This window comes from Shimia sp. MMG029, assembly GCF_027947445.1.
Classification (GTDB): Bacteria; Pseudomonadota; Alphaproteobacteria; order Rhodobacterales; family Rhodobacteraceae; genus Shimia.
Map to the genome: position 1 here is coordinate 162,899 of NZ_JAQJIM010000006.1, position 24,569 is coordinate 187,467.

At 58.3% G+C, this 24,569-nt stretch carries 24 protein-coding genes, 1 other RNA gene and 1 riboswitch; of the genes, 10 read left to right on the forward strand and 15 right to left on the reverse strand.

Annotation, left to right across the window (positions count from 1 at the left end):
• Positions 1–66: 66 nt before the first annotated feature.
• From PJL69_RS15015 to metZ, 4 genes are all read right to left on the reverse strand, one after another.
• The gene (locus PJL69_RS15015; protein ID WP_271310384.1) at positions 67–1,707 is read right to left on the reverse strand and encodes a 5-guanidino-2-oxopentanoate decarboxylase; all 1,641 of its coding nucleotides are present in this window, start codon (positions 1,705–1,707) and stop codon (positions 67–69) included.
• Complete coding sequence (locus PJL69_RS15020) at positions 1,707–3,155, reverse strand: TrkH family potassium uptake protein (RefSeq protein ID WP_271310452.1); 1,449 nt, start codon at positions 3,153–3,155, stop codon at positions 1,707–1,709. The genes PJL69_RS15015 and PJL69_RS15020 overlap by 1 nt, the downstream gene beginning before the upstream one ends.
• Positions 3,156–3,284: 129 nt before the next feature.
• Positions 3,285–4,385, reverse strand: coding sequence for a GTP cyclohydrolase FolE2 (folE2, locus tag PJL69_RS15025; RefSeq protein ID WP_271310385.1), 1,101 nt, complete (start codon positions 4,383–4,385; stop codon positions 3,285–3,287).
• Positions 4,386–4,563: 178 nt separating this feature from the next.
• On the reverse strand, positions 4,564–5,751 hold the full coding sequence (gene metZ / locus PJL69_RS15030; RefSeq protein WP_271310386.1) for an O-succinylhomoserine sulfhydrylase: 1,188 nt from the start codon (positions 5,749–5,751) through the stop codon (positions 4,564–4,566).
• 66 nt (positions 5,752–5,817) lie between these two features.
• Positions 5,818–5,895: riboswitch (SAM riboswitch) on the reverse strand.
• A 146-nt stretch (positions 5,896–6,041) separates the two neighbouring features.
• Between metZ and PJL69_RS15035 the strand changes: the two genes are divergently transcribed.
• On the forward strand, positions 6,042–6,734 hold the full coding sequence (locus PJL69_RS15035) for a glutathione S-transferase N-terminal domain-containing protein (protein ID WP_271310387.1): 693 nt from the start codon (positions 6,042–6,044) through the stop codon (positions 6,732–6,734).
• A gap of 6 nt (positions 6,735–6,740) precedes the next feature.
• On the opposite strand, the gene PJL69_RS15040 is transcribed toward PJL69_RS15035, so the two are convergent.
• The 10 genes from PJL69_RS15040 to PJL69_RS15085 form a co-directional block, all read right to left on the reverse strand.
• Complete coding sequence (locus tag PJL69_RS15040) at positions 6,741–7,349, reverse strand: inner membrane-spanning protein YciB (protein ID WP_271310388.1); 609 nt, start codon at positions 7,347–7,349, stop codon at positions 6,741–6,743.
• Positions 7,350–7,374: 25 nt separating this feature from the next.
• Positions 7,375–8,277 carry an EamA family transporter gene (locus PJL69_RS15045; RefSeq protein WP_271310389.1) on the reverse strand — a complete coding sequence of 301 codons (903 nt, stop codon included), beginning with the start codon at positions 8,275–8,277 and terminating at the stop codon, positions 7,375–7,377.
• 79 nt (positions 8,278–8,356) lie between these two features.
• Complete coding sequence (gene ftsY / locus PJL69_RS15050) at positions 8,357–9,487, reverse strand: signal recognition particle-docking protein FtsY (protein WP_271310390.1); 1,131 nt, start codon at positions 9,485–9,487, stop codon at positions 8,357–8,359.
• A gap of 48 nt (positions 9,488–9,535) precedes the next feature.
• Complete coding sequence (locus PJL69_RS15055; RefSeq protein ID WP_271310391.1) at positions 9,536–10,210, reverse strand: lysoplasmalogenase; 675 nt, start codon at positions 10,208–10,210, stop codon at positions 9,536–9,538.
• 100 nt (positions 10,211–10,310) lie between these two features.
• Positions 10,311–10,690, reverse strand: an RNA gene (rnpB, locus tag PJL69_RS15060) — RNase P RNA component class A.
• A gap of 51 nt (positions 10,691–10,741) precedes the next feature.
• Positions 10,742–11,419, reverse strand: coding sequence for an N-acetylmuramoyl-L-alanine amidase (locus tag PJL69_RS15065; protein WP_271310392.1), 678 nt, complete (start codon positions 11,417–11,419; stop codon positions 10,742–10,744).
• 4 nt (positions 11,420–11,423) lie between these two features.
• Positions 11,424–12,215 (reverse strand): hypothetical protein, encoded by a 792-nt coding sequence (locus tag PJL69_RS15070; RefSeq protein WP_271310393.1) that lies wholly within the window; start codon positions 12,213–12,215, stop codon positions 11,424–11,426.
• Positions 12,216–12,249: 34 nt separating this feature from the next.
• Positions 12,250–13,737 (reverse strand): Asp-tRNA(Asn)/Glu-tRNA(Gln) amidotransferase subunit GatA, encoded by a 1,488-nt coding sequence (gatA, locus tag PJL69_RS15075; RefSeq protein WP_271310394.1) that lies wholly within the window; start codon positions 13,735–13,737, stop codon positions 12,250–12,252.
• A gap of 69 nt (positions 13,738–13,806) precedes the next feature.
• Complete coding sequence (gene gatC, locus PJL69_RS15080) at positions 13,807–14,094, reverse strand: Asp-tRNA(Asn)/Glu-tRNA(Gln) amidotransferase subunit GatC (protein WP_058239744.1); 288 nt, start codon at positions 14,092–14,094, stop codon at positions 13,807–13,809.
• 85 nt (positions 14,095–14,179) lie between these two features.
• Positions 14,180–14,857, reverse strand: coding sequence for a ceramidase domain-containing protein (locus PJL69_RS15085; RefSeq protein ID WP_271310395.1), 678 nt, complete (start codon positions 14,855–14,857; stop codon positions 14,180–14,182).
• Between the two features lie 81 nt (positions 14,858–14,938).
• On the opposite strand from PJL69_RS15085, the gene PJL69_RS15090 reads away from it, so the two are divergent.
• Both PJL69_RS15090 and PJL69_RS15095 read left to right on the forward strand, forming a co-directional pair.
• Positions 14,939–15,634, forward strand: a complete 696-nt coding sequence (locus tag PJL69_RS15090; protein WP_271310396.1) for a metal-dependent hydrolase — start codon at positions 14,939–14,941, stop codon at positions 15,632–15,634.
• A complete protein-coding gene (locus tag PJL69_RS15095; protein ID WP_271310397.1) occupies positions 15,634–16,803 on the forward strand; it encodes a M24 family metallopeptidase in 1,170 nt (389 codons plus the stop codon). The genes PJL69_RS15090 and PJL69_RS15095 overlap by 1 nt, the downstream gene beginning before the upstream one ends.
• Positions 16,804–16,808: 5 nt before the next feature.
• Here the strand turns inward: PJL69_RS15095 and PJL69_RS15100 are convergent, their stop codons facing one another.
• Positions 16,809–17,258, reverse strand: a complete 450-nt coding sequence (locus PJL69_RS15100; RefSeq protein WP_271310398.1) for a nucleoside deaminase — start codon at positions 17,256–17,258, stop codon at positions 16,809–16,811.
• A 76-nt stretch (positions 17,259–17,334) separates the two neighbouring features.
• On the opposite strand from PJL69_RS15100, the gene PJL69_RS15105 reads away from it, so the two are divergent.
• The 7 genes from PJL69_RS15105 to PJL69_RS15135 all read left to right on the forward strand — a co-directional run bounded on the left by PJL69_RS15105 (position 17,335) and on the right by PJL69_RS15135 (position 24,569).
• Positions 17,335–18,222, forward strand: coding sequence for a pseudouridine synthase (locus PJL69_RS15105; protein ID WP_271310399.1), 888 nt, complete (start codon positions 17,335–17,337; stop codon positions 18,220–18,222).
• Between the two features lie 216 nt (positions 18,223–18,438).
• Complete coding sequence (locus PJL69_RS15110; protein ID WP_271310400.1) at positions 18,439–19,329, forward strand: 5-bromo-4-chloroindolyl phosphate hydrolysis family protein; 891 nt, start codon at positions 18,439–18,441, stop codon at positions 19,327–19,329.
• Positions 19,330–19,358: 29 nt separating this feature from the next.
• On the forward strand, positions 19,359–20,555 hold the full coding sequence (locus PJL69_RS15115) for a toxic anion resistance protein (RefSeq protein WP_271310401.1): 1,197 nt from the start codon (positions 19,359–19,361) through the stop codon (positions 20,553–20,555).
• 32 nt (positions 20,556–20,587) lie between these two features.
• Positions 20,588–21,472: a DUF2927 domain-containing protein gene (locus PJL69_RS15120; RefSeq protein ID WP_333781885.1), complete on the forward strand. Its 885-nt coding sequence runs from the start codon at positions 20,588–20,590 to the stop codon at positions 21,470–21,472.
• A 24-nt stretch (positions 21,473–21,496) separates the two neighbouring features.
• Positions 21,497–22,666 carry an SPFH domain-containing protein gene (locus tag PJL69_RS15125; RefSeq protein ID WP_271310402.1) on the forward strand — a complete coding sequence of 390 codons (1,170 nt, stop codon included), beginning with the start codon at positions 21,497–21,499 and terminating at the stop codon, positions 22,664–22,666.
• 107 nt (positions 22,667–22,773) lie between these two features.
• Positions 22,774–23,880, forward strand: a complete 1,107-nt coding sequence (locus PJL69_RS15130; protein WP_271310403.1) for a TFIIB-type zinc finger domain-containing protein — start codon at positions 22,774–22,776, stop codon at positions 23,878–23,880.
• 17 nt (positions 23,881–23,897) lie between these two features.
• Positions 23,898–24,569 (forward strand): nitroreductase, encoded by a 672-nt coding sequence (locus PJL69_RS15135; RefSeq protein ID WP_271310404.1) that lies wholly within the window; start codon positions 23,898–23,900, stop codon positions 24,567–24,569.

Consider the following 24,569-nt stretch of genomic DNA (forward strand, 5'->3'; position numbering starts at 1 on the left):
GCACTTCCGCATCACGCAAAAGGCGGCTCCATTTAGAGCCGCCTTTTTTGTTGGCCAAAGTCTTTCCTAGCGTGCGGACAATGCGGCTGTCATGCGGATCAAGGTTGGGCGGTCTGCTTCAAACGTTTCGAGAAGAGCCTGCTGCAGCTCATTGAGCGAGGCGGGTTCCCGCGCCAGACAGCCATAGCTTTCCGCAAGTTTACAGAAATCCGGATTGTGCGCGATCACCGCATTCGGGGCGATCTGGCTTTCGACCATGCTGTCTTCGATCTCTTTGAGCTTGTGGTTGTCCCATAGCAGGATCGGGATCGGCAGCTTCATCTCTACGGCGGCGCCAAGTTCCTGGACGGTGTACTGAAAGCCATAGTCACCCGCGATGCAGACTGTGGGTTTGCCGTGGCGCGCCATTGCGCCGCCAATCGAGGCAGGCAGCGCATATCCCAGCGTCCCAAAGCCGGTGGGATGATGCCAATACCCAGAGCAAGGCATGTCCCAAACCTCTTTGGCGACATAGGCAAACTGTGTCATATCCGAATAGATCATCGCCTCATCCGGCATCACATCGCCAAGCGCATCGCAGATCTCTGCAATTCCGGGACGCTCTGCGTCCGTTTCAGCGCGGAAGCGGGCCTTGGCTTTGGCGATCTCTGCTACATCCCATTTGGGCGTTGCGGATGCCTCAGGCAAGGTAGTCAGCAATGCGTCAACAAATTGCTTGCCATCACATTGAACAGAGATGTCAGCGCGGTGGCGATCTGCCAGTACTTCAGGGTCGATATCGACGCGCACCAGCGTTCCCTGATGGCCCAATGCATCGCGCCACAGGTCACATTCAGACAGCTCCGTCCCAATGGCAACAACCAGATCCGCGCCACCAATGATCCGCTCGCTTTCGCCTCGGCCGAGATAGGTGCCAAAACTGAGAGGCTCGTCCGCTGACAGCAGGCCACAACCCGCGTAGGTCATGAACGCCGCTGCACCGCTGCGCCGCAGCAGCTCACGCACGGCAGCATCGACGGTGGCATTGCGCGCATGCTGCCCATGCGCCACCAGCCCGCCCCCAAAAACAAAGAGCGGTTTGCGCGCGGCTGTCAGCCTATCCGCCAACATCGTGAGATCTGGTACGCCAGACGCGCTGGTGAATGCGGTATTGGCACCAAGCGCAAACGCGCTTGCCTCAACCGCCATACTGCCCAGCAAACCAATCGGCACCTGAATGTGTTTGGGGCGCTGCCGTTTGCTGGCAAATTCTACAAAGGCGCGGTCGATCAGATCATAAGCGGCGCGGGCTGTGCGCGCCTCTTCAGACCAGTCACACACAGTAGCAGCAGCGCCGCGCTGATCGCGCATTTGGTGGAGCTGCCCGCGATGACCGACGTGTTCGTCCAGACAGCTCGACAGGGTCAATACCGACACGCTATCAGAATAAGCCTGGCCAAGCGGGGTCAGAATGTTGCAAAGCCCAGGCCCAGTGATCACATAGGCCACCCCTGGCTTGCCGCTCGCACGGGCATATCCGTCGGCCATAAAGCCCGCGCCCTGCTCATGGCGCGCCAACACGTGGGTGATGCCGGCCTCCTCAATCCCGCGGTACATCTCCACATTGTGCACACCGGGGATGCCAAAAATCACATCCACGCCACGCGCTTTCAACATGTGCGAAATCTGCGCTCCCAAGGGGCGCATCTCCTGCCCGATCGTTGCCATCAGGCCCTCCAGAATTGAACAGTAAAGAGAACAAACACCGCTAAGAGTTCCAAACGGCCTAGCAACATGCCAGCCGACAGAATCCATTTGGCCGTGTCATTGAGAGATGAGAAGTTGCCCGCTGGCCCGATGATGTCGCCGAGCCCTGGCCCGATGTTGGCAATTGCAGAGGCGGCGCCCGATAGGGAGGTGACAAAATCAAGTCCCGTCATGCTCAGAAGCACAGCCAACGCCCCCAGGCTCACGGTGAAGAAGACAAAGAAGGTCATAACGGAATTCAGCGCCTCTTCATCCACCTTGCGGCCTTGGTAGCTCAGGATGAAGACCCCAGAAGGGTGCTGAATGCGGCGCAATTGCACTCGGATCGCGGAGAAAAGCAGTTGATAGCGGAAGATCTTGATCGAGCAGGCTGTAGAGCCCGCGCAGCCGCCGATCAAGCCAATGAAAAAGAACATGGCGACAATGAACGATCCCCAGTTCATGTAGTCTACACTCGCATACCCCGTGCCCGAAATAATGGAGGTGATGTTAAACAGCGCCTCGCGAAAGGCGCTTTCCCAATGATGCGGAAAAACGGTTGTTAGAATAATCGTGAACAGCACCACGAGGATAGCAATCGTGACCAAGAACAAACGCACCTGACTGTCATTCAGCAGAGGTCTGGTGTGGCCGTTAACCAATTGAACGTAGCGCACAAACGGCAAAGCAGAGAGAATCATGAACAGCGTTGCGACATATTCCAAGGGGCCTGAAAAGGCGCCGAATGATGCGTCATAGGTGGAAAATCCGCCTGTAGATATTGTGGTCAGCGCGTGTACGAGCGCATCAAAAGGCGCCATTCCGACCACCACATACGCCAACATGCATGCCAAAGTCAGGCCAGCGTAAATGGTTGAAATTTGACCAGAGATCGCCGTTGCACGTGGAAGAATTTTGCCCATCGTGTCAAAACCTTCAGATCGAAAGATCTGCATGCCGCCGACACGAAGTTCCGGCAAAAAGACCATCGCAACCACAATGATCCCGATGCCGCCAAGCCACTGAAGCAATCCACGCCAAAGCAACATGCCGCGCGGAAGCTCTTCCAGTCCTGAAAAAACTGTGGCTCCCGTGGTGGTGAGACCGCTCATTGACTCAAAAAAGGCATCAACGACGCGTGCCTCAGTAGCGCCCAAGATAAAAGGAAGCGCGCCAAACAATGGCAAGGCAAGCCAAACCCCTGTCGTCAGGAGAAAGGTTTGCTGCAACGTCAGCCCATTGCCGCGACCGTTGTGACAGCAAAGCGCCACCAACACGCCCGTCAAACACGTGATCGCACCACTCAGAAAGAAGGCTTCCCAATGCGGCGTGCCATCAGCAATATCAAGCGCCATGGGGACAAACATTGTGGCACCCAAAATAGCCACAAGAAGGCCAATGACATATCCAACAGGTCGTAGATCAAGCATGCGCGCAGCGTTGGCGGTTGCCACCTCCGCTGTCAAGCAGGATACAACACAGCGATGAAAACGGTCACGCCGCGGACTGAAAAACTCAGCAAGCGACGCGAAGACTGCGAGCGATTAGATTGCTTGCTGCTAGCCTACGTGAAACAGCGTTGTGAACAGTTTAGGATCCAAGCTGTGTGACGCAAACAGTGGGCCATCCGTCAATACAGACACCGCATCATGGCTGTGCAGGCTTTCCTGATGGCTGGCAATCACGCGGAAGTCGCCGATGCGCGGATCCGCCTTAAGCTGTTCACAGAACAGGCGCGCGGCATCCTCCACAAAGATTGGATTGGCAGCGTTCAGCTCCGCGAATGCCTGCTCATCCTCGCGTTTGACCATCACCTGCGTCTCGGTTGGCACCGCTGCGCGCGCAAGATCGATCAAATCCTCAAACCACAGTTTTGGCTGATCCACGACTTCAACAGAGATCCGCGCCACAGAGCGTTGTGAATGCGGGGTGGCAAGCTGGCCACGCGACATCCGCGCGTGTTCGCTCAACTCCAGAGAACACGGACATGTCGAAGAATAAACGTAATCCAAGTGCATGATCTTGTGCATTGTACCGCCGTGCTGAACCTTCTCCAGCGCGATGTCATAGTACTGATACCCCGCCAGACCCGAACGGAGCGACTCGATCTTCATCGGGTAGGAGAACCGCATCTGAAGACGCGCGTCAAAGCTCTCCAGATCGGTGATGTAATCCGCCAGCGCGGCCTCCATCACCGAAAAGCTAAAGGTTTTCTCAGCGTGTTTATAAAACGAGCGCATGATCCGGGACATATTGATGCCCTTTTTATCGGCCTCAAGGCTCACCGTGCCAGTGACACTGGTTTCCAGAGTGATATCGCCATTGTCGCGGGAGTGAAACCGGATCGGAAGGCGGAAATTGGAAATCCCGACGTGCTGGATCTGTTGCTTCTCACCTTTGATCAGGCTGGAGGGGCCGTTCTGCAGATCCGGCAGGGTTGCGCGATAGTCAGGAGTCGCCTCAAAATCATGCGGGTATTCGCGTGAGAGCGACGGGTAATTGACCAGAGGCTGATCGGGCAGAAGACGGGAAATGGCAGGGTCAAGCTCTGCAATCTCAGTCACAGACGCAGTCTGCGCCCAAGCCCTGAGACGGGCCAGTGCTTCTTCTGCTTCTTCAAGCGTCAAGTTCCCGTCATTCTTGGGAGACTGAATGTTCATGACCAAGCACCCTTTGAGTCCTGACCCTGACTACCTTAATCCGTCAGAGAAAAAATAGCTAATTTCGAATTCAAATACGCGTAAAGCGGCATATTGGTTCATCTTTTGTAAGTCATACAAAAAAGCGACGCCCGAGCCTTTGCCCCAAGCGCCGCTCTCACATCAATTGCAAATGGGCTTAGCTTCGGGCCGCTTCAAGTGCGTTGGAAATATCGGCAATCAGGTCTTGTGTATCCTCAAGTCCTACAGAGAAACGCACCAGACCCGGCGTAATACCCAACTCATCTTTTTGCGCATCAGACAGACGTTGATGCGTGGTGGTCGCCGGGTGGGTTGCAATGGATTTTGCATCCCCTAGGTTATTTGAGATCACAGCAATTTCCAGCGCATTGAGGAATTTGAAAGCCGCAGCCTGCCCTGCCTTCAAATCAATAGAAAGAACCGTACCGCCCTTACCATCAAGTTGTTTCTGCACCAATGCTGCCTGCGGATGGTTTGCCAGCCCCGGATAGATGGTGCGTGCCAGCGCCGGATGATCCTGCAGCGCCTCGGCAATGGCCAACGCGCTTTCCGCCTGTGCCCTCACCCGCAGATCAATGGTTTCCAGACCCTTGAGCATCACCCAGGCATTGAACGGGCTCATGCTGCCACCGGTGTGCTTCATGTAGGGCTCAAGCGTGCCACGGACGAAATCTTTGGTGCCAAGCACCACACCGCCCAGCGCGCGGCCCTGCCCGTCGATATGTTTGGTGGCGGAGTAGATCACCACATCGGCGCCCTGCTCGATTGCGCGGCTGAAAACAGGCGTGGAGAACACATTGTCCACCACAACCAGAGCGCCGACCTCATGGGCAATCTGCGCCACGGCGGTGATGTTGATCACCTCAAGCGTCGGGTTGGACATGCTTTCAAAGAACACCGCCTTGGTGTTGGGCCGCATCGCCGCCTTCCAGGCCGCGAGATCGGTGCCATCTACAAAGGTCACCTCAACGCCGTAGCGGGTGAGGATGTTCTCAAGAATATAGAGACAGGAGCCAAACAGCGCTTTGGCGGAAACAACGTGGTCACCAGCTTGCAACATCGAAGTCAGCGCGCCGCTGACAGCCGCCATGCCGCTTGCGGTGGCAAAGGCGTCTTCTGCACCTTCCAGCGCGGCAATACGCTCTTCAAACATCGCAACCGTCGGGTTGCCGTAGCGCGCGTAGATGAACTCATCCGGTCCGGTCTCGATAAACCGCGCCTCAGCCTGCTCCGCAGTGTCATATACAAACCCCTGGGTGAGGAAGATCGCCTCACTCACCTCGTTGTACTGGCTGCGCCGCGTGCCACCGTGCACAAGCTTCGTGCGTTTGTTCCAATCGCTCATGTCATCATCTCCCGGGCCGTCTCTGATTGGCCCAAATAAAAAGCCCCGTTCCGGCCAAGCGGAAGGGGCTCCTTCATCCTGACCTCTTTAGCGGCATGTTTTACGTGGCCCGCAATCCGGTAACAAATCGCCACGCCCGCGCTTTACGCCTCAGCTCTATAAAGGTCAAGGCTACAGCACTGCGGTCACATTTGCTTTACTCCCTGCCGCGCCAAAGGGATGTCTCAGCACCCCCTCTTGCGGCACCGCGCGAAACCGGCATCATGGCGCACATCTCAGGAGGAGCACCCATGTCATCTGACCCGATTGATCTCTACTACTGGCCCACGCCAAACGGCTGGAAAATCTCCATCGCGCTGGAAGAGATGGGGCTGCCCTATGCGACCCATCTGATCAACATCGGCAAAGGCGATCAGTTTGCGCCGGAGTTTCTGCGCATCGCGCCCAACAACCGGATGCCCGCGATTGTTGACCCAGACGGTCCGGATGGCAAACCTGTTTCCGTGTTTGAAAGCGGCGCGATCCTGACCTATCTCGCCCGAAAAACCGGCCAGTTCATGGGACAGAGCGAACGCGACCGGATCGCGGTGGAAGAATGGCTGATGTGGCAGATGGGCGGCCTTGGCCCCATGGCCGGACAGACCCATCACTTCCTCAAATACGCGCCTGAAGACATTGCCTATGCCAAGGACCGCTACCGCTCTGAGGCGGCGCGGCTCTATGGCGTGCTCGACCGGCGTCTGGCGGAGCAAGAATATGTCGCCGGAGATTTCTACTCGATTGCGGATATGGCGATCTGGGGCTGGGCCTCGCTCTGGGAAGGGCAGGAACAAACCCTTGAGGACAAACCCCATATGGCGCGCTGGCTGAAAACCCTGTGGGAGCGCCCTGCCCTGCGCCGGGGCCGCGCCCTGCACGCAGATCTGCGCGCAGACCGCTCTGACACCTGGGTGCAGGCCGATCTGTTTGGGACGGATTTCTAAGCCGGATCAGGTTTCTTTGGTGTCTTCTTCAATGGCGTAATCTTGAAAGATCTTGCCCTGCGTCATGAAGAAGACAAACACCGCCGCCGTCAGGCCGAAGGTCTTGAAATAGACCCAAGTGTCGGTGGTTTGGGTGCGCCAGATGATTTCGTTGAGCGCCGCGAGGCCAAAGAAGAAATAGGTCAGCCGCTTGGTCAGCAGCATCCAGCCTTCTTCCTTTAGCGGCATCATCTCCTCCATGACCACCTTCAGGTAGCTCTGTCCGCGCAGCAGCCCAAAGCCAAGAATGCCGCCAAACAGCAGGTAGATCATGGTGGGCTTGATCTTGAAGAAGCGCTCATCATTGAGCCAGACCGACAGGCCGCCAAACACCACAACCAGCACCAGCGTGGCGATTTGCATCTTGCTGATCTTGCCGGTCAGACGCCAGAGGATCACCGTCGTCAGGGTCAGGAGCGGGATAAAACCGGCGGTGGCCAGAATGAAGCCGTCATACTGGGTGCCACCAACGGTAAAGGTCTGATCGCGCATCCGCAGATAGGCCACAAAGAAGGCCACGATTGGGCCCATCTCCAGCACCATCTTCAAAACCGGATTGATCTTCTTCTCTGGCATCGCGCGTTTCCTCTCCTCAGGCGTCCTATCCGCCCATTTCCACTATCACAGCCCCAGCCGCAATCAATGCCATCAAGGCAATCCGGCGTGGGCCAACAGTCTCTTTCAGTACCAGCCAGCCAATCAGCGCCGCAAACACAGGCGAGGTTTCCCGCAACACGGCAGCCTCGCCAACTTTATCAAGCCGTGTGGCCAGCATCACCGAGCCAAAGCTCGCAAAGGCCACGAGCCCGCCAAAGAAGCCCCGCGTCATCAGCGGACCCAGGGTGGGCGGATTTTCCATCCGCCGCCAGCGCCGCGCAGCTATGACCGGAAACACCAGACCGTCGATGAAAAAGAACCACGCCAAGAAGGTAAATGGGTCTGCAGTCGCGCGAATGCCATAGGCGTCATAGGTGGTGTAAAGTGCCACGAACAATCCGGTGCAGACGGCAATCACCATGGCAGAGACCAGCGTATCACGGCCTTCCGTCATAAAAACCATGTTATAGAGCGCGAGCCCTAGAATGCCGGACATCAGGACGGCCACCCCCAGCCATTGAACCGCGCTGAAGGTTTCGCCAAAGATCAAGTAAGCGCCAATCACAGTGAAAAACGGCCCTGTGCCGCGCACCACCGGATAGACCACGGTAAAGGCGCCTTTGGTGTAGGCCCAGCCCTGCAACAGCTTGTAGCCGGTGTGGATCAGGAAGGCCCCGGCAAAGATCGGCCACATATGCGGCTCGGGCCAAGGCACCACAAACAGCGCAAACGGCAGCGCCATGGCGCCATAGCTGAAATCAATTGCGCCACGCGTCAGCCAGGGATCATGCCGCCCCTTCTGCAGCGCGCCGAAGACCGCGTGCAGGAAGGCGGCGGAAACAGCCAGGATCAGCGCGAGCTGTTGGCCAGCCTCAGTCCCGGCCAAAGACACGAGCCATGCACTCATTCTGTGTTATCCGCCGCGCGCAATAGCCGGGGGTTTTCCACCCCCGGACCCCCGGAGGATATTTGAGGCAAGAGGAAGATCAGCTCTGCTCCACGCCGATCAGGGCATTGGCAAACTCTTCCGGATCAAACGGCTGCAAATCATCAATCTGCTCGCCCACACCAATCGCGTGAATGGGCAAGCCAAATTTATCCGCCAGCGAGACCAGAATGCCGCCTTTGGCGGTGCCATCCAGTTTGGTCATCACGAGACCGCTAACGTCCGCGAGTTTCTGGAAAGTTTCAACCTGGTTGATCGCATTTTGACCTGTTGTGGCGTCCAGAACCAGAAGCGTGTTGTGCGGGGCTTCAGGATCTTTTTTGCGGATCACGCGCACAATTTTCGCCAGCTCCTCCATCAGATCCTGACGGTTCTGCAAGCGGCCAGCGGTATCAATCATCAAGAGATCTGCACCATCTGCTTCGGCCTTTGTCATGGCGTCAAAGGCGAGACTTGCAGGATCAGAGCCTTCTGGCGCGGTTAACACGGGCACACCTGCCCGGTCACCCCAGACCTGCAGCTGCTCGACTGCCGCCGCACGAAAGGTATCGCCCGCAGCAATGACCACAGATTTACCCGCAGCCTGAAACTGACTGGCTAGTTTACCAATGGTTGTGGTTTTTCCTGCACCGTTCACACCAACAATCAAAACCACTTGCGGTTTTGAAGGATAAAGCGGCATTGGGCGCGCGACAGTTTCCATGATGCGAGACACTTCGCCCGCCAACATGCCCTTGATCTCAGGTGTTGAGACACGACGCCCCATGCGGCCTTCTGCGATATTCGCGGTGACGCGCAAGGCGGTGTCCACTCCCATGTCAGAGGCGATCAGCAGCTCTTCAAGCTGCTCAAGCATGTCATCGTCAAGCTCTCGTTTCACAACAGGCGCGCTGCGGCCCTGTCCGGTCAGGCGCGATAGCAAGCCGGGCTTGGGGGCCGGCACAGTTTGCGACTCAGGCGCAGGAGATGATGCGGGTGTCGGTTTGGGCGCTTCAGCAGGCGCCTCAAAGGTGGGCGCGCTAACGGCTGCAGGTGCCTCAGGCGTCGCCTCCTGCACAGCGGGAGCTTCTGCCTCCACTTCACCACCATCTTCGACAATCGCCTCGAGCCCCTCCTCCAGTTTGGAAGAGGATTTGAACAACCTGTCCTTGAGCTTTGAGAAAAACGCCATGTGGGTCTCCGAAACTGTTGGAACTCAGTTAGTCTGAATTTACAGGATTTAAAAGAGCGGTGTCTGCCAACCAACTCCTGCGACAATCAAAAATTGACCGGCAGCGTAAAAGCCCCAAATGGCAACGGAGGTCAGAGGATATAGCCCACTCTCTTCGCGCATGCGAAACAGCTGCATCGCCAAAAGTGTATCAGACACAATAAATGCGACAGCCCCGATCATCGCTAAAGCATGCGTTGTCAAAGCCAGCGCAGAGACCCCCATCAAACTGATCAAGACGACGTAAAACCTGACAAACCAACGCAACTTCCCAGTGTGAGGACTTAACCAAATCTCTGTGGAAAGTGCGAGCGCGACAAGCACAGGCAGCATGAACGACACCGTCAACGCGCCGCCGCCCAGCATCCAAAAATGCCAGCTGTAGGCAATGTGGACCAGACTGAACCCACCGAGCCCCAGCAGAAAAGGCCGCTCTCCGTTTCGTGACAGCACAAAATCACCGAGGGCCGAACAGACCAATGCAAACGCAACCACACTTGATCCAAAGCTAACGAAAAGTGCACCAGCACAGGCCGCCATCGGAACAGTCTTTATAACAGTTTTCCATAAGCTCTGCGGTCGGTAGCAATAAAATGCCCCATAAATCACAGCAGCCAAAAGCCCGACGCCCAACAGAATCAAACGCAAATTCTGACGAAAGGCGATTTCCTCAATAATACTCATAAAACCTTAGTCCGTTTTCTTGCACTGTAGACATCCAACACCCATGCGCATCAAGAAAACACGCACATGACGCAGGGGCAGCAACAAAAAACAATGTTGTATGCACAGAGGGCCTGTAAGCCGGATTCTGTTGCGTTGGGTTGCCCCGACGCCGATGACCATTCGTCTAGGATGCCTGTTACCAGACACCTCCAGCTGCCAACCCGGATCTGCTCGGGGCAAGACCCCCCTGTGGCCGAGGCCACGCGCGATCCCTATTTGGCATTGCTCCCGGTGGGGCTTGCCGTGCCGCTGCTGTTGCCAGCCGCGCGGTGGGCTCTTACCCCACCGTTTCACCTTAACCCTGACGGATCAGGGCAGTCTGTTCTCTGTGGCGCTTTCCCTCGGGTTGCCCCGGCCGGGCGTTACCCGGCACCGCTGCCTTGTGGAGTCCGGACTTTCCTCACGGGCTTGCGCCCCTGCGGCCATCCAGCCCTCTGTGCAAGCTTTGCCCTATGGCGTCACAACGACATCGTCAACCATTTTGACCTGTCAGGTCGACGCAGCACTGCGCCAGATGGGCCTAAAATCCTCGGAAACCAGTTCCCCCTCAGCCCACGGACGAAACCGCAGTCGCACAGCCGCCAACAGTGTCTCGTCAGCCACATCACCGCTGTAGCCGTGTCGCTTTGCGATTTCTCTAAACCGAGACATCTCAATGTCCTGCGGCACGGCATCAGTCCCACGCTTTTCCGCAAGTCCCAACATTTCGAGCCGTTGCCAATCAAACCGAGCGCCAGGATCAATCTTGCGGCCCGGCGCAAGATCGGAGTGACCAATCACTCCTTTAGGTCCAATATTCCAACGCAGCATAATGTCATCGAGAAGCCGCTCTAAGGCTGTCATTTGCGCCGCTGCAAACGGATGATCTCCGCAATTTGACAACTCAATACCAATAGAGCGAGAGTTCACATCCTTGCAGCCCCGCCATTCCCCAGCGCCTGCATGCCAAGCGCGCATCTTCTCGTCGACCAGTTGGGTAATCTCTCCATGGGGCGAGATAACATAGTGCGCCGAAACTTCCGCCTGTGGGTGGCAAAGCCAATCAATTGCCGCCTGCGTACTTGCCATCGCGGTGTAGTGAATGACGATCAGTTCAGGCTTGGCCCCGTCACGGCGCACACCAAAGTTCGGAGAAGGGTGTTGCTTTATCTCGAGCTTATCCGCCAAGGGATCAATTCCGGGCAGCCTTGCGGAAAGGGGCTGGATCCCAAGCACACGCATAGCCGTCGCCGTCTGGATCTACACCGAGGCGGTCAACACGCGGACCACCGCGCTCCAGGAATGCGAGCTGCGCCGCCTGATCACTGCCAAATTTCGCACATGCTTTTTGGTAGCGAGACGATCCTGCCAAGCCCAAACGGCTGTGGACCTTTGTCCCCCGCGGATGGCTGGTTGCGAGCGCATAGGCAACCACATTGGGGCCCTGCGCGCCGGAACGGGTGGGCACAGCAGTGGGCGCGATAACAGTATAATTCGCCTGATTTTGCGCACGCAATGCGGCGTCTGCCTCAATTGATCTGCGCTCGCCGACCGCCGCAAAGTCGTTTTCGTCAGAAATGCCCGGATTGGAGAAAACCTGCGGCGCAGGATTTGACGGACTTGCCTCCAGTGGCAAGACGCCGGAATTTGACGAAGCCGCTGCCAACGCCGCAGTTGTTTCACTCGCTATCGTGGCCGCTTCTGAAGACGCTGTTGGCACCGCAACTGAAGTGGTTGCCAAGGGGGCCGCAGGCGCAGTCGGCGCTGATGCCACTTGCACTTGAGGTGCGGGCGGGACTGTCTCTGTGGAGACAGCTTGGGCCGATGGCAAAGCAGTGCCACTCAGGGGAGTGGTCTGCCGTGCCCCGGACTGCGGTGAGTTTACCGCATTGTCAAATCCCACACCTGCCGCGCTGTCAGGAATACGCGGCTGGCACGCCGCCAGCGCCAAAACGGCGCAGATTGCCCCAAATGTTCGTGTCATCTCTGCTCTGCCTGCTTGTTGCTTGGCAGAGGGCTTACCACCATTTGCCCGGTTTGGCCACAAATCCAGCCGCCTGCTCCAGCGCATAAGCGGTGTTCAGCAGATCGCCTTCTTCCCATGGACGCCCGATGAGCTGCAGACCCAGCGGCAGACCTTGGGAATCGAGGCCCGTTGGCACGGAGACACCCGGCAGACCGGCGAGGTTCACAGTCACGGTGAAGACGTCGTTCAGATACATCTGGATCGGATCGGCTTCGGACATTTCTCCCAGACCAAAGGCCGCAGAAGGAGTGGCCGGCGTGAGAATCGCGTCGATGCCTTGGGCAAAGACATTCTCAAAATCCTGCTTGATCAGCGTGCGCACGCGACGCGCGCGGTTGTAGTAAGCGTCATAGAAACCAGCTGACAGCACATAGGTGCCGACCATCACACGGCGCTGCACCTCGTGGCCAAAGCCTTCGGCGCGGGTCTTTTCATACATCTCGGTGATGCCGTCACCCGCAGCCAATGTGGCGCGATGGCCGTAGCGCACACCATCATAACGCGCGAGGTTGGAAGAGGCCTCCGCAGGCGCAATCACGTAATAGGCTGGCAGCGCGTATTTTGTGTGCGGCAGAGAGATGTCGACAATCTCAGCACCGGCCGCTTTCAGCATATCAATGCCGTCCTGCCACAGCTTGTCGATCTCCGCAGGCACACCATCAAGGCGGTACTCTTTCGGGATGCCGATCTTTTTGCCGCGAATGTCGCCGGTCAACATAGCTTCAAAGTTTGGCACAGCGAGTTCCGCACTGGTGCTGTCTTTGGCGTCATGGCCGCACATCGCTTCCAACATAATCGCCGCGTCACGCACGTCTTTGGTCATCGGTCCAGCCTGATCGAGCGAGCTGGCAAAGGCCACGATGCCCCAGCGGGAGCAACGGCCATAGGTTGGCTTGATACCCGTGATGCCGGTGAAGGCCGCAGGCTGACGGATGGAACCGCCGGTGTCGGTGCCTGTGGCCGCAAGGCAGAGGTCTGCCGCCACAGCGGTGGCGGAGCCGCCTGAAGAGCCGCCCGGGGTCAGCGCGGTGTCATCATTGCCGCGACGCCATGGGTTCACTGCGTTGCCGTAAACAGAGGTCTCGTTGGAAGAGCCCATCGCAAACTCATCCATGTTGAGCTTGCCAAGCATCACGGCACCCGCGTCCTGCAGTTTTTGGGACACGGTGGATTCATATTCTGGCTTGAAACCTTCGAGAATGCCGCTGGCCGCCTGGCTTGCCACACCTTTGGTGCAAAACAGGTCTTTGATGCCAATCGGCAGACCGCACATGTCGGGCGCGCCGCCTTCGGCAATACGCGCATCTGCTGCCTTCGCGCGCTCCAGCGCAATCTCCGGCGTCTTGTGCACATAGGCGTTCAGCGCGTCCCCGTCGTCGATGGCTTTCAGGAAAGATTCGGTCAGCTCTACAGAGGTCACATCGCCCGCGCGCAGTTTGTCACGTGCTTCTGCCAGCGTCAGTTTGGTCAATTCGGTCATTTCGGTCGCCTCTCTCTGGGGCAAAATTCGGTTCAGGTGGCTGGGTGTGGATCAACGGCAGGTGCCGGATCACTCCACCACTTTTGGCACAGCAAAGAAGCCTTCGCGCGCATCTGGGGCATTCTTCAGGATTTTTTCCTGCTGATCGCCATCGGAAATCACATCTTCGCGGCGCTTTAGGCGCATCGGGGTGACAGAAACCATGGGCTCCACGCCTTCAACATCCACTTCATTGAGCTGCTCAATGAACCCCAGCACAGCATTGAACTCCTGCGCCAACGCGGGCAGGTCTTTCTCTTCAACCTTGATCCGGGCCAGTTTGGCCACTTTGGCGGCGGTGCTTTCATCAATCGACATAGGGCAAGACTCTTTTGTTGCGGGCTTACTGCGAACGTATCCTCAGCCTTTAGCGCGCGCACCGCATCGGTGCAAGCAGTTGGCCTCATTGAGCGCGTGCTCCAGCCTGTTGCACGATATGGCGGCGCAAAACTTCAATCATCCAGCCCAACATGACGCCATTGAGCACATGCCACATAAAATGAGTGCCAAAGGGCACCGCCTCGCACATCGGCATATCAAGCGAACGGAAGGTGAGAGAGGCGAGCAAAATGCCGCCCCCAATCGCCAAACCGCGCGCCACGCCGGGCAAGCGCCCTCTCAGCGCAAAGGCATACCCTAGGATCATCACGGGCACCGGCATATAAGCGGCCGAGACCCCAAGCAGTGGCAGCTGGGAAAACAGTGGGATGGTCAGCGCGGCATAGGGAAAGAATCCGAGCGTGGCCACAGAAGCCCAGAGCGGGCGCAGCCGCCAATAGTGCCGGTTGGCCGCGTAAATATAGAGCAGCACATAGATCGCGATCGGCGCCACATCCGTCACGCCGGCCCAGCGCGTGGCGTATGTGTGAAACAGAAAGCTGCCAATGCCGATGAACGCAAGAATGACACAAAGCGCCCGCGCAAGTGTCTTTCCGCCGCCCGCGGGTACATCGCGCAGGCGTCCCCACATCCAGAGCGCGGCCAGAACAAAGGCGGCATTTGTCGCCGCATTCACGGGTTCCGCCCAAAAAGCCGGGCTCATGCGCTCACAATAGGCGTCCACCTGCGCTGTCCAATCCATGTGGCCTGCCCCTTCTGTCCTGATCTCTTTTCTTGTCACGCGCCCGTGCTAGTCTGACCATACATCAGAAGGAGAAACAGTATGAAAATCATCTGGCTGGGGCATGGCTCCTTTCGCATTGAAACCGCCAATCTGGTGCTGCTGGTGGATCCTTGGCTGACCGGCAATCCGATGTTGCCTGAGGATCAGCATGAGGCCGCAGTGGCTGGCGCAACGCACCTCATACTGACCCATGCACATTTTGACCATGTGGCCGACATGCTGCCGCTTGCGCGCAAGCTGTCCTGCCCCATCGTAGGTCAATATGACCTGATGTCTTATTGGAACGAGCACGAACATCTGGAAACCATCGGCTTTAACAAAGGCGGCACGGTAGAGCTCGGAGACGGAGCTACCCTCTCCATGGTTGCGGCGTCCCACAGTTCCACCTTTGGCAGCGATGAAGGCCCAAAGGCGGCAGGCTCGGAAGTGGGCTATATGCTGAAGGCGGAAGGGCGCACGGTCTATATCTCCGGTGACACAGACATCATGGCCGATATGGACTGGATGGGAGACTATTATCAGCCCGACATCGGCATCCTTTCTGCGGGTGGTCACTTTACGATGGACATGAAAGGCGCAGCTTATGCGGCCAAGCGCTATTTCAATTTCAAGACCGTGATCCCGTGCCACTACCGCACCTTCCCGATTCTGGCGCAATCCGCCGATGATCTGCGCGCAGGCCTGCCGGATGTGGAGGTCATCGAACCCGAGGTCATGCAGGCCATCGATCTCTGATGCCCGCCACGGACTTTTCCGCAGAAGAATACGCCGCGCGCCTCACCAAGACGCGCCGCGCCATGGCGGCGCAAGGCATCGACACGCTGATTGTGGTCGATCCCTCCAACATGGCCTGGCTCACCGGCTATGACGGCTGGAGCTTTTACGTGCCGCAGGCGGTGATTGTCCCTGCGGCCGGTGATCCGATCTGGTGGGGCCGCCCGCAGGACAAGGCAGGCGCGGCGCAAACCACATGGCTGTCGGCAGAGAACCTCCTTGATTGGCCGGAGGCCCATGTCCAACACCCCAACCATCACCCTTATGAGGCGCTGGTGACACATCTTCAGGCGCGCGGGCTGACCCGCAACATCGGTGTGGAGATGGACAATTATTATTACTCCGCCAAATCCCATGCGGTGCTGACGGAGACGTTTGGGCCACTCATAGATGCGACCAGCCTCGTAAACTGGCAGCGCGCGGTCAAAAGCTCTGCCGAACTGGCGATGATGCGCAAAGCCGGACAACTCACCGCGCATATGCATGCCACTTTGCGTGACGGCTTTCACGCAGGCCGCCGCAAAAACGAGCTGGTGGCAGAGGTGCAAGCCGCTGGGATCGCGGGCATTGACGGGATCGCTGGCGACTACCCCGCCATCGCCCCCATCGCGCCGTCGGGCACCGAAGCCTCTGCCGCCCATATCACATGGAACGAGCGCCCGCTGCGCTCTGGCGAAGCGACCTATTTTGAAATCTCAGGCTGCTTTCACCGCTACCATTGCCCCGCCAGCCGCACGCTTTACATGGGCACGCCGCCTGCAGACATTTGCCGCGCCGAAGGGGCAGTTTTGCGCGCAATCGAGGATGCCTTTGCCGCAGCCAAACCCGGTGCCACCTGCGAAGAGGTTGCTGCCTGCGTCTATGACAGCTTTGCGCGTGCGGGCTACAAAAAGGACAATCGCACCGGCTATCCCATCGGCCTCAGCTATCCGCCGGATTGGGGAGAGCGCAGCATGAGCCTGCGCCCCGGCGATACCACGGAGCTGCAAGCAGGCATGACCTTTCACCTCATGCCCGGCCTTTGGACACCGAATTGGGGCGTGGCAATCACCGAGAGCTTTGTTGTCACCGAAACTGGCGGTGTGCCGCTGGCCGAGATCCCGCGCGAGATTTTCATAGAAGATGCGTAAGCGGCTCAGCGCCGCGCGGCAAAAAAGTCTTTGAGCAGCGCCTCACAGTCCGCCGATGCAAGACCATCGTAAATTTCAGGAACATGATGGCTCTGGGGGTGGGCGAACACCCGAGGCCCCTGCGCCACACCGCCGCTCTTGGGATCACCCGCGCCATAATAAAGCCGCGCGATCCTTGCCTGACTGATCGCGCTGGCGCACATCGGGCAAGGCTCCAGCGTCACATAGAGGTCACAGCCAACCAAACGCTCGCTGCCAAGCGCCACGCAGGCCGCGCGCATGGCCAAAATTTCAGCATGTGCAGTCGGGTCATGGTTTTCGCGTGTGCGATTGCCTGCCTTTGCCAACACCTGCCCATCCGGACCAACAACCACCGCACCCACGGGCACCTCGCCGCGAGCGGCGGCGGCGCGGGCCTCTGCCAGCGCAAGATCCATGTGAGAGGTGAATGTCATATCCCTGACATGCCTTGCCGCGCGCGGCTGCGCAATCCCCCTTTCCCGCTTGCGCATTCCCCGTTACATGGGGGCCATGAGTCAAAAACCGCCCTACTCCCGCCGCGCTGGCAAACCACAGCGCCCGCAACGCCCTGCCAAAACCGGCCAACGCGCCGCCAAGCCCGCTGCTGGAAAACCCGCATCGGAACAGCCGCGCCCAGATGGCGACCGTATCGCAAAGGTATTGGCGCGTGCAGGCATTGCGTCGCGGCGCGATGCTGAGCGCATGATCGAAGCTGGCCGTGTGAGTGTGAACGGAAAGAAACTCACAAGCCCAGCTCTTAACGTGACAGACAAGGATCGGATCACTGTCGACGGCAAAACGGTCGGAACACCAGATCATGAGCGGCTTTGGCTCTATCACAAACCCACGGGCCTTGTGACAACAAACCGCGACGAAAAGGGTCGCGAAACGATCTTTGACAAGCTGCCCGAGACCATGCCGCGTGTTATGACCGTTGGTCGGCTAGATTTGAATTCCGAGGGCCTCTTGCTGCTGACCAATGATGGCGGTGTCAAACGAAAACTGGAACTGCCAAGCACAGGATGGCTGCGCAAATACCGGGTGCGTGTGAATGGCCGTCCAACGGAAGACACCTTCGCCCCCTTGCGTAAAGGCATTGAAATCGAAGGCGAACGCTTCCAACCCATGGAAATCTCACTCGATCGCCAGCAAGGCGCAAATGCCTGGGCGACTGTAGGTTTGCGCGAAGGCAAAAACCGCGAAATCCGCCGCGCGATGGAGGCCATCGGTCTCAGTGTGAACCGCCTGATCCGCACGTCTTATGGCCCGTTTCAACTTGGTCAACTCAAACCGGGCGAGGTCGAGGAGGTACGCCGCCGCGTGGTGCGCGATCAACTCGGGCTGGAAGGCGCTGTGCTACCCGAAACGCGCCGCAAACCAACACGCCACCGACGCTAAACCATTTGCGCACTCCCGAAGGAGCAAATGAGCAATCATCCGCGAGAATGCGCCAATGAAACCGAACTTCCCCCTAGCCAGAGAGAGGCAGAGTTCTTAAGTTTATCGACAACTTAGCAGGGGATCGCACCACATGTCTTCAAGCGGCTTACAACGACTGGCCTTCGGATTGCTTGTGGTGCTTATTTTTTACGTCGCCATCACTGGAGGCGCATAATGGCGCAAAAATTCGGTGGTAAATATAGCCCAAGCGGTCACGCAAAAACTCCTACAGCCGCCTCAAACGGTGGGTTTCGTGACGCAAAACGCAGCCGTGTAGGTGGCCGCGCAAACCTGCTGTTCATTGCACCTTTACCATTGATCTGGCAGGCTTTTTCCTCACAGCTTATGGTAATGGCGCAATACCTTGCGGCGCTGGGTATCTTGCTGCTGGCAGCCTGGATGACTCGCGAAGGCCTGCACGCGCAGGAAGCGTATGACGCGCGCAAAGTCGCTCGACGCCCTGCATTGCCAAGGAAAATGCTCGGCTCACTCTTCACCGCCGCCGGTCTCGGTTTGGCGGGTATCGCAGGTCACGGTCCCATTGATGCGCTGATTTTTGCAAGTCTTGGCGGCATTTTACACAGCTTTGCCTTCGGTCTTGATCCTATGCGCAACAAAGGCATGGACGGCATAGACACCTATCAAACTGATCGTGTGGCCCGCGCGATTGAGGAAGCCGAAGACCATCTTGCAGCGATGCGCGAGGCAATTTCGCGCGCAGGAGACCGCGCACTTGAAAGACGTGTTGATGCGTTTCAGGCAACCGCGCGTGACCTGTTTAGAACCGTCGAAGAAGATCCTCGCGATCTTACAGCCGCGCGACGCTATCTTGGGGTTTATCTTCTGGGAGCGAGTGACGCGACCATCAAATTTGCCGACATTTACCGCCGCACTCAGGACCAAAAGGCTCGTGAAGACTTCGCTGCGTTGCTAGATGATCTAGAAAAGAACTTTGCCGCCCGCACCCAAAAACTGCTGTTGGATGATCGGGGGGATTTGAATGTTGAAATTGATGTCCTGCGGGAGCGCCTGGAACGTGAAGGCCTTCATCAGGGCGATCTGTAACACTGTGTTGACCCGGAGAGGTACCTGACATGTCTGATACTGTGCGCAAAAAGGCTGAAGCAGCTTTGGCGGAAATTACCGAGGCCACCGTGTCCCTCCCCGAGCCTGTAGAGGCAAATGCCGTGGTGCCAATGGCAGATGCGGACGCCCCGATGTCCGCCGAAATCACCAAGCGCATGGCGGAGCTCGACATGAGCAACACCAACTCTATTGTGTCCTTTGGCTCCGCGGCACAGGCAGAGCTGCAAACAATTTCGCAATCCATGCTACAAGACGTGCGCAACAAGGATGTTGGCCCTGCTGGGGATAGTCTGCGCAACATTGTCACAACGATCCGGGGGTTCTCCGTCTCCGAGTTGGATGTGCGTCGCGAACGTAGCTTCTGGGAAAAGCTCATGGGGCGGGCCGCGCCCTTTGCGAAATTCACCGCCCGGTTTGAAGAGGTTCAAGGACAGATCGACAAAATTACAGACGATCTACTCACTCACGAGCACACCCTGCTGAAAGACATCAAGTCGCTCGACCTGCTTTATGAGAAGACTCTGAACTTTTACGACGAGCTGGCGCTTTATATTTCCGCTGGCGAAGCCAAAATTGGCGAGCTCGACAGCACCGACATACCCGCCAAAGAAGCAGAAGTCGCGGCAGCAGACGAAAACGCCCAAGTCATGAAAGCCCAGGAACTGCGCGACCTACGTGCGGCACGCGATGATCTTGAACGCCGGGTGCATGATCTGAAACTGACCCGTCAGGTCACCATGCAGTCCCTGCCCTCAATCCGCCTCGTGCAGGAAAACGACAAATCTCTGGTCACCAAGATCAACTCAACCCTGGTCAACACGGTCCCGCTCTGGGAAACTCAGCTGGCGCAGGCGGTGACCATTCAGCGCTCTGCCGAGGCGGCGGCAGCGGTGCGTGATGCCAATGACCTCACCAACGAGCTGCTGACGGCCAACGCCAAGAACCTGCGCGACACCAACAAGGCTGTGCGCACTGAAATGGAGCGCGGCGTGTTTGACATTGAGGCGGTCAAAACCGCCAATGCGGAGCTGATTGCCACCATCAATGAATCGCTGCAGATCGCGGATGCGGGCAAAGCCAAACGCGCCGCTGCGGAAGAGGACATGAAGAAGATGGAAGCCGAGCTGCGCGACACTCTGGCCTCTGCAAAAGCCCGTCAGGACGGGTTGGGGGACACCGCCGCAAACTCCGTGCCCAAGGCGTGAGACGCGCCTCTACCATAGCGATGGGGCTTGCCTTGAGCCTTCTGGCCGCTTGTGAGGAAACAAGCGTATACCGTCCCGCGCCAAAAGCACCCGCGCCCAAGCTGGTGCCAGTCGAAAGCGAGATGCTCGCCACCTACTACAGTCAGGTGCAGGCCGATCTGCTGGCGCGGGGGCTTTTGCGCACGGATGGTGGCGGGCCCGACACCCCTTTTACGCCCGACATGCTGGCCCGCAACTTTGAACAGATCGCATTTTATGACGAATATGTTCTGGATGCCGGTCTTGAGCGCGCCTCAGCAACACCTGGGCAGCTGCGCCGCTGGGAAGGCCCGGTGCGTGTCAGTTTGGAATTTGGCCCTTCTGTAACAGAGAGCAAACGCGCGACAGATCGGGAAACCGTGGCCGCCTATATCCCCAGACTGGCCCGCGTCACCGGCCACCCTGTGCGTCAAACCAATGGTTCGGGCAACTTCCATATTCTGGTGATGGGATCTGAAGACCGCGCCGCTCTTGAAAAGCGGCTTGATACGCTGTTGCCCAATGCCTCCGCGCAAACCCGCGCGCTTTTCACAAACGCCCCGCGCTCAATCTACTGCTTTGTCGTTGCACAAGCTTCCGGCACGGAGCCAAACGTTTACACCTCCGCGGTGGCGCTGATCCGCGCGGAACACCCAGATTTGCTGCGTAAATCCTGCCTCCATGAAGAAATTGCGCAAGGCTTGGGCCTGACCAACGACAGCCCGCGTGCGCGGCCTTCAATATTCAATGACGACGAAGAATTCGCTTTGTTGACCACACATGACGAGATGCTGCTGAGCATGCTTTATGATCCACGCCTTGCGTCTGGCATGAATGCCGAGGACGCGCGTCCCGTACTTTACCCCCTCGCCCGCGAACAGACTGGCCAGGGCTTTTAACGCGCCCATTGAAAGGACCAAAGAATGGGAATTTTTGATTTTCTGACAGGTGAGTTCATCGACGTCATCCATTGGGTGGATGACACCCAGGACACGCTGGTCTGGCGCTTCGAACGTGAAGGCCATGAAATCAAATACGGCGCCAAACTCACCGTGCGCGAAGGGCAGTCTGCAGTGTTTGTGCATGAGGGCCAGCTGGCGGATGTGTTCACGCCGGGGCTTTACATGCTTGAAACCAACAACATGCCGGTGATGACCACGCTGCAGCACTGGGACCACGGCTTCAAAAGCCCGTTCAAATCCGAAATCTACTACGTCAAAACCACGCGTTTCGCCAATCTGAAGTGGGGCACCAAGAACCCGATCATGGTACGCGATCCGGAGTTCGGTCCGGTACGTCTGCGCGCTTATGGCACCTATGCGATCCGCGTGGTCGATCCGGCGCGGTTCCTAACTGAAATTGTGGGCACCGATGGCGAATTCACCATGGATGAGATCAGCTTCCAGATCCGCAATATCATCGTGCAGGAATTCTCCCGCGTGATCGCGGCCTCTGGTATTCCGGTGCTGGACATGGCGGCCAACACCGCGGATCTGGGCAAGCTGGTGGCGGCGGAAATCTCTGGCACCATTGCCGAATACGGTCTCGCAATCCCTGAGCTCTATATCGAAAACATCTCGCTGCCTGCCGCTGTCGAGGCCGCGATGGACAAGCGCACTTCGATGGGCATTGTCGGCGATCTGGGCAAATACACGCAGTTTTCCGCCGCAGAGGCGATGACCGCCGCCGCGCAGACGCCAAACTCGGGCATGGGTGCGGGCCTTGGCATGGGGATGGGCATGGCGATGGCGCAACAGATGGCGGCACAAACCGCGCAGCCCCTCGCCGCCCATCAGCCCGGACCATGGGGCGCCCGCCCTGCCGCGCAGGCAGCGCCTGCTCCGCAAGCAGCCCATGCGGCCCCGCCCCCGCCGCCACCGCCACCGGTGGAACATGTCTGGCATGTCGCCGAAAACGGCCAGACCCGCGGCCCTTTCTCAAAGGCCGCACTGGGCCGGATGGCCTCCGCTGGTGAAATCACCCGCCAGACCCATGTCTGGACCGCCGGTCAGGACGGCTGGAAACACGCTGAAGACGTGGCAGAGCTGGCCCAGCTCTTCACCATTCTTCCGCCCCCGCCACCGGGAAGCTGAACTGAAAATCTCCTGTACCCGGCTGTGCACGTTCTTGATGCCGCAGCCGAGCGCAGCACTTTCTCTGCCACACACGCGATCCAACCCAGACAGCACCGACCTTTCAGATGACCGCCACACCGCCGCCTGCCCCTCAAGAGACCACCCGCTTCCCCTGTCCGCAGTGCGGGGCGGATTACAGGTTTGCGCCCGCACAGGGTAAGCTGATTTGCGATCACTGCGGCCATGAGGAAGCCACCGAACAGGGAGACCGTGCCGCCGCCATCACCGAACTGGATTTTCGCGCCGCTCTTGCAGAGCAGCTTCCGGCGGCGGAAGTTATGGAAACCCGCGCCACCACCTGCCCCAATTGCGCGGCCCATGTAGTTTTTGATGGGGACACCCACGCCACGGAATGCGCCTTTTGCGCGACACCTGTGGTGGTGGACACCGGCACCCACCGGCAGATCAAGCCGCGCGCGGTGCTGCCGTTTCAACTCGCCGAGCCTGCGGCACACGACGCCATGAACGACTGGCTGGGCGAGCTCTGGTTTGCCCCCAACGGCCTGCAAGACTATGCCCGAAAGGGGCGCAAGATGGATGGCATCTACGTGCCTTACTGGACCTATGATGCCGACACGAAATCCAGCTATCACGGCGAGCGCGGCACGGTCTACTACGTCACCGAAACCGTGATGCGCGACGGCAAGGCGGAGCAGCGCCGGGTGCAGAAAATCCGCTGGCGGCCTGCCTCCGGTCGGGTGGCGCGCTGGTTTGATGACATTCTGGTGCTGGCTTCAAAGGCCCTGCCGAAAAAATACACCGATGCGCTGCAGCCTTGGGATCTCTCCGCGCTGGAGCCCTACAGCCCCGAATTTCTCGCGGGATTTCAGGCAGAAGGCTACACGGTCGCACTCACCGAAGGCTATGAGGAGGCGCGCGCGCATATGGACCGTGCGATCCGGCGCGATGTGGCTTTTGACATCGGCGGGGATCGCCAGCGCATTCACAATGTGCAAACCGCTGTGAGCGATGTGACCTTCAAACACATCCTGCTGCCGGTCTGGCTGGCGGCTTACAAATACCGCGGCAAGTCCTATCGCTTTGTGGTGAACGGCCAAACCGGTCGCGTTCAGGGCGAACGCCCCTACTCAACTTGGAAAATCGCCTTTGCCGTTGCGTGTGCAGCCCTTGCAGCCGCGGCCTTTGGCTATATCATCGCCCAAAACCAATAAGTTTTGAGAGACACGTGATGAGCCCCCACGCCGCACTAAAGGCGCTCTTGCACGCGCGCCATTCCTGCCGTGCTTTCCGGTCTGAGCCGGTACCGAAAGAGACAATAAAACAGATCCTCACAGATGCAGGCCGCGCGCCCAGTTGGTGCAACGCGCAGCCCTGGAAAGTCACCGTGACCTCAGGTGCAGAAACCGAAGCCTTTCGCGCAGCTATGGCAAGCGCCTTTGACACGGGCATCCCGGCCCCCGATTACCCGTTCCCGCAAACCTACACTGGCGCGCATAAACAGCGCCGGCACGCCTGCGGCATGCAGCTCTATGACGCCGTGGGAATAGAGCGTGGCGACAAAGAGGCGCGCGTGCACCAGATGCGAGAAAACTACACATTGTTTGGCGCCCCCCATGTGGCGGTGATCTCCTGCCCCAAAGAGCTTGGCCCCTATGGTGTGCTGGATTGCGGTGGCTTCATCACCGCCTTTTGCCTCTCAGCCAAAGCACAGGGCATCGGCACCGTGCCTCAGGCGGCCCTATCGCTTTTTTCCGAAGTGGTACGCCGCCTTTTTGATATCCCCGAAGACTACAATATGCTCGCCGCGATCTCTTTCGGCTTCCCTGACGACGCAGCCGCGATCAACAGCTTCCGCACGGAGCGGGCCGCGCTTGACGAATTTGTAGACTGGCGTGAATAA

What these genes read in the sequence shown, in the direction of transcription:
- PJL69_RS15015 (WP_271310384.1), bottom strand. Translation starts at nt 1,707, where the DNA reads ATGGCAACGATCGGGCAGGAGATGCGCCCCTTGGGAGCGCAGATTTCG.
- PJL69_RS15020 (WP_271310452.1), bottom strand. Translation starts at nt 3,155, where the DNA reads ATGCTTGATCTACGACCTGTTGGATATGTCATTGGCCTTCTTGTGGCT.
- folE2 (WP_271310385.1), bottom strand. Translation starts at nt 4,385, where the DNA reads ATGAACATTCAGTCTCCCAAGAATGACGGGAACTTGACGCTTGAAGAA.
- metZ (WP_271310386.1), bottom strand. Translation starts at nt 5,751, where the DNA reads ATGAGCGATTGGAACAAACGCACGAAGCTTGTGCACGGTGGCACGCGG.
- PJL69_RS15035 (WP_271310387.1), top strand. Translation starts at nt 6,042, where the DNA reads ATGTCATCTGACCCGATTGATCTCTACTACTGGCCCACGCCAAACGGC.
- PJL69_RS15040 (WP_271310388.1), bottom strand. Translation starts at nt 7,349, where the DNA reads ATGCCAGAGAAGAAGATCAATCCGGTTTTGAAGATGGTGCTGGAGATG.
- PJL69_RS15045 (WP_271310389.1), bottom strand. Translation starts at nt 8,277, where the DNA reads ATGAGTGCATGGCTCGTGTCTTTGGCCGGGACTGAGGCTGGCCAACAG.
- ftsY (WP_271310390.1), bottom strand. Translation starts at nt 9,487, where the DNA reads ATGGCGTTTTTCTCAAAGCTCAAGGACAGGTTGTTCAAATCCTCTTCC.
- PJL69_RS15055 (WP_271310391.1), bottom strand. Translation starts at nt 10,210, where the DNA reads ATGAGTATTATTGAGGAAATCGCCTTTCGTCAGAATTTGCGTTTGATT.
- PJL69_RS15070 (WP_271310393.1), bottom strand. Translation starts at nt 12,215, where the DNA reads ATGACACGAACATTTGGGGCAATCTGCGCCGTTTTGGCGCTGGCGGCG.
- gatA (WP_271310394.1), bottom strand. Translation starts at nt 13,737, where the DNA reads ATGACCGAATTGACCAAACTGACGCTGGCAGAAGCACGTGACAAACTG.
- gatC (WP_058239744.1), bottom strand. Translation starts at nt 14,094, where the DNA reads ATGTCGATTGATGAAAGCACCGCCGCCAAAGTGGCCAAACTGGCCCGG.
- PJL69_RS15085 (WP_271310395.1), bottom strand. Translation starts at nt 14,857, where the DNA reads ATGGATTGGACAGCGCAGGTGGACGCCTATTGTGAGCGCATGAGCCCG.
- PJL69_RS15090 (WP_271310396.1), top strand. Translation starts at nt 14,939, where the DNA reads ATGAAAATCATCTGGCTGGGGCATGGCTCCTTTCGCATTGAAACCGCC.
- PJL69_RS15095 (WP_271310397.1), top strand. Translation starts at nt 15,634, where the DNA reads ATGCCCGCCACGGACTTTTCCGCAGAAGAATACGCCGCGCGCCTCACC.
- PJL69_RS15100 (WP_271310398.1), bottom strand. Translation starts at nt 17,258, where the DNA reads ATGACATTCACCTCTCACATGGATCTTGCGCTGGCAGAGGCCCGCGCC.
- PJL69_RS15105 (WP_271310399.1), top strand. Translation starts at nt 17,335, where the DNA reads ATGAGTCAAAAACCGCCCTACTCCCGCCGCGCTGGCAAACCACAGCGC.
- PJL69_RS15110 (WP_271310400.1), top strand. Translation starts at nt 18,439, where the DNA reads ATGGCGCAAAAATTCGGTGGTAAATATAGCCCAAGCGGTCACGCAAAA.
- PJL69_RS15115 (WP_271310401.1), top strand. Translation starts at nt 19,359, where the DNA reads ATGTCTGATACTGTGCGCAAAAAGGCTGAAGCAGCTTTGGCGGAAATT.
- PJL69_RS15125 (WP_271310402.1), top strand. Translation starts at nt 21,497, where the DNA reads ATGGGAATTTTTGATTTTCTGACAGGTGAGTTCATCGACGTCATCCAT.
- PJL69_RS15130 (WP_271310403.1), top strand. Translation starts at nt 22,774, where the DNA reads ATGACCGCCACACCGCCGCCTGCCCCTCAAGAGACCACCCGCTTCCCC.
- PJL69_RS15135 (WP_271310404.1), top strand. Translation starts at nt 23,898, where the DNA reads ATGAGCCCCCACGCCGCACTAAAGGCGCTCTTGCACGCGCGCCATTCC.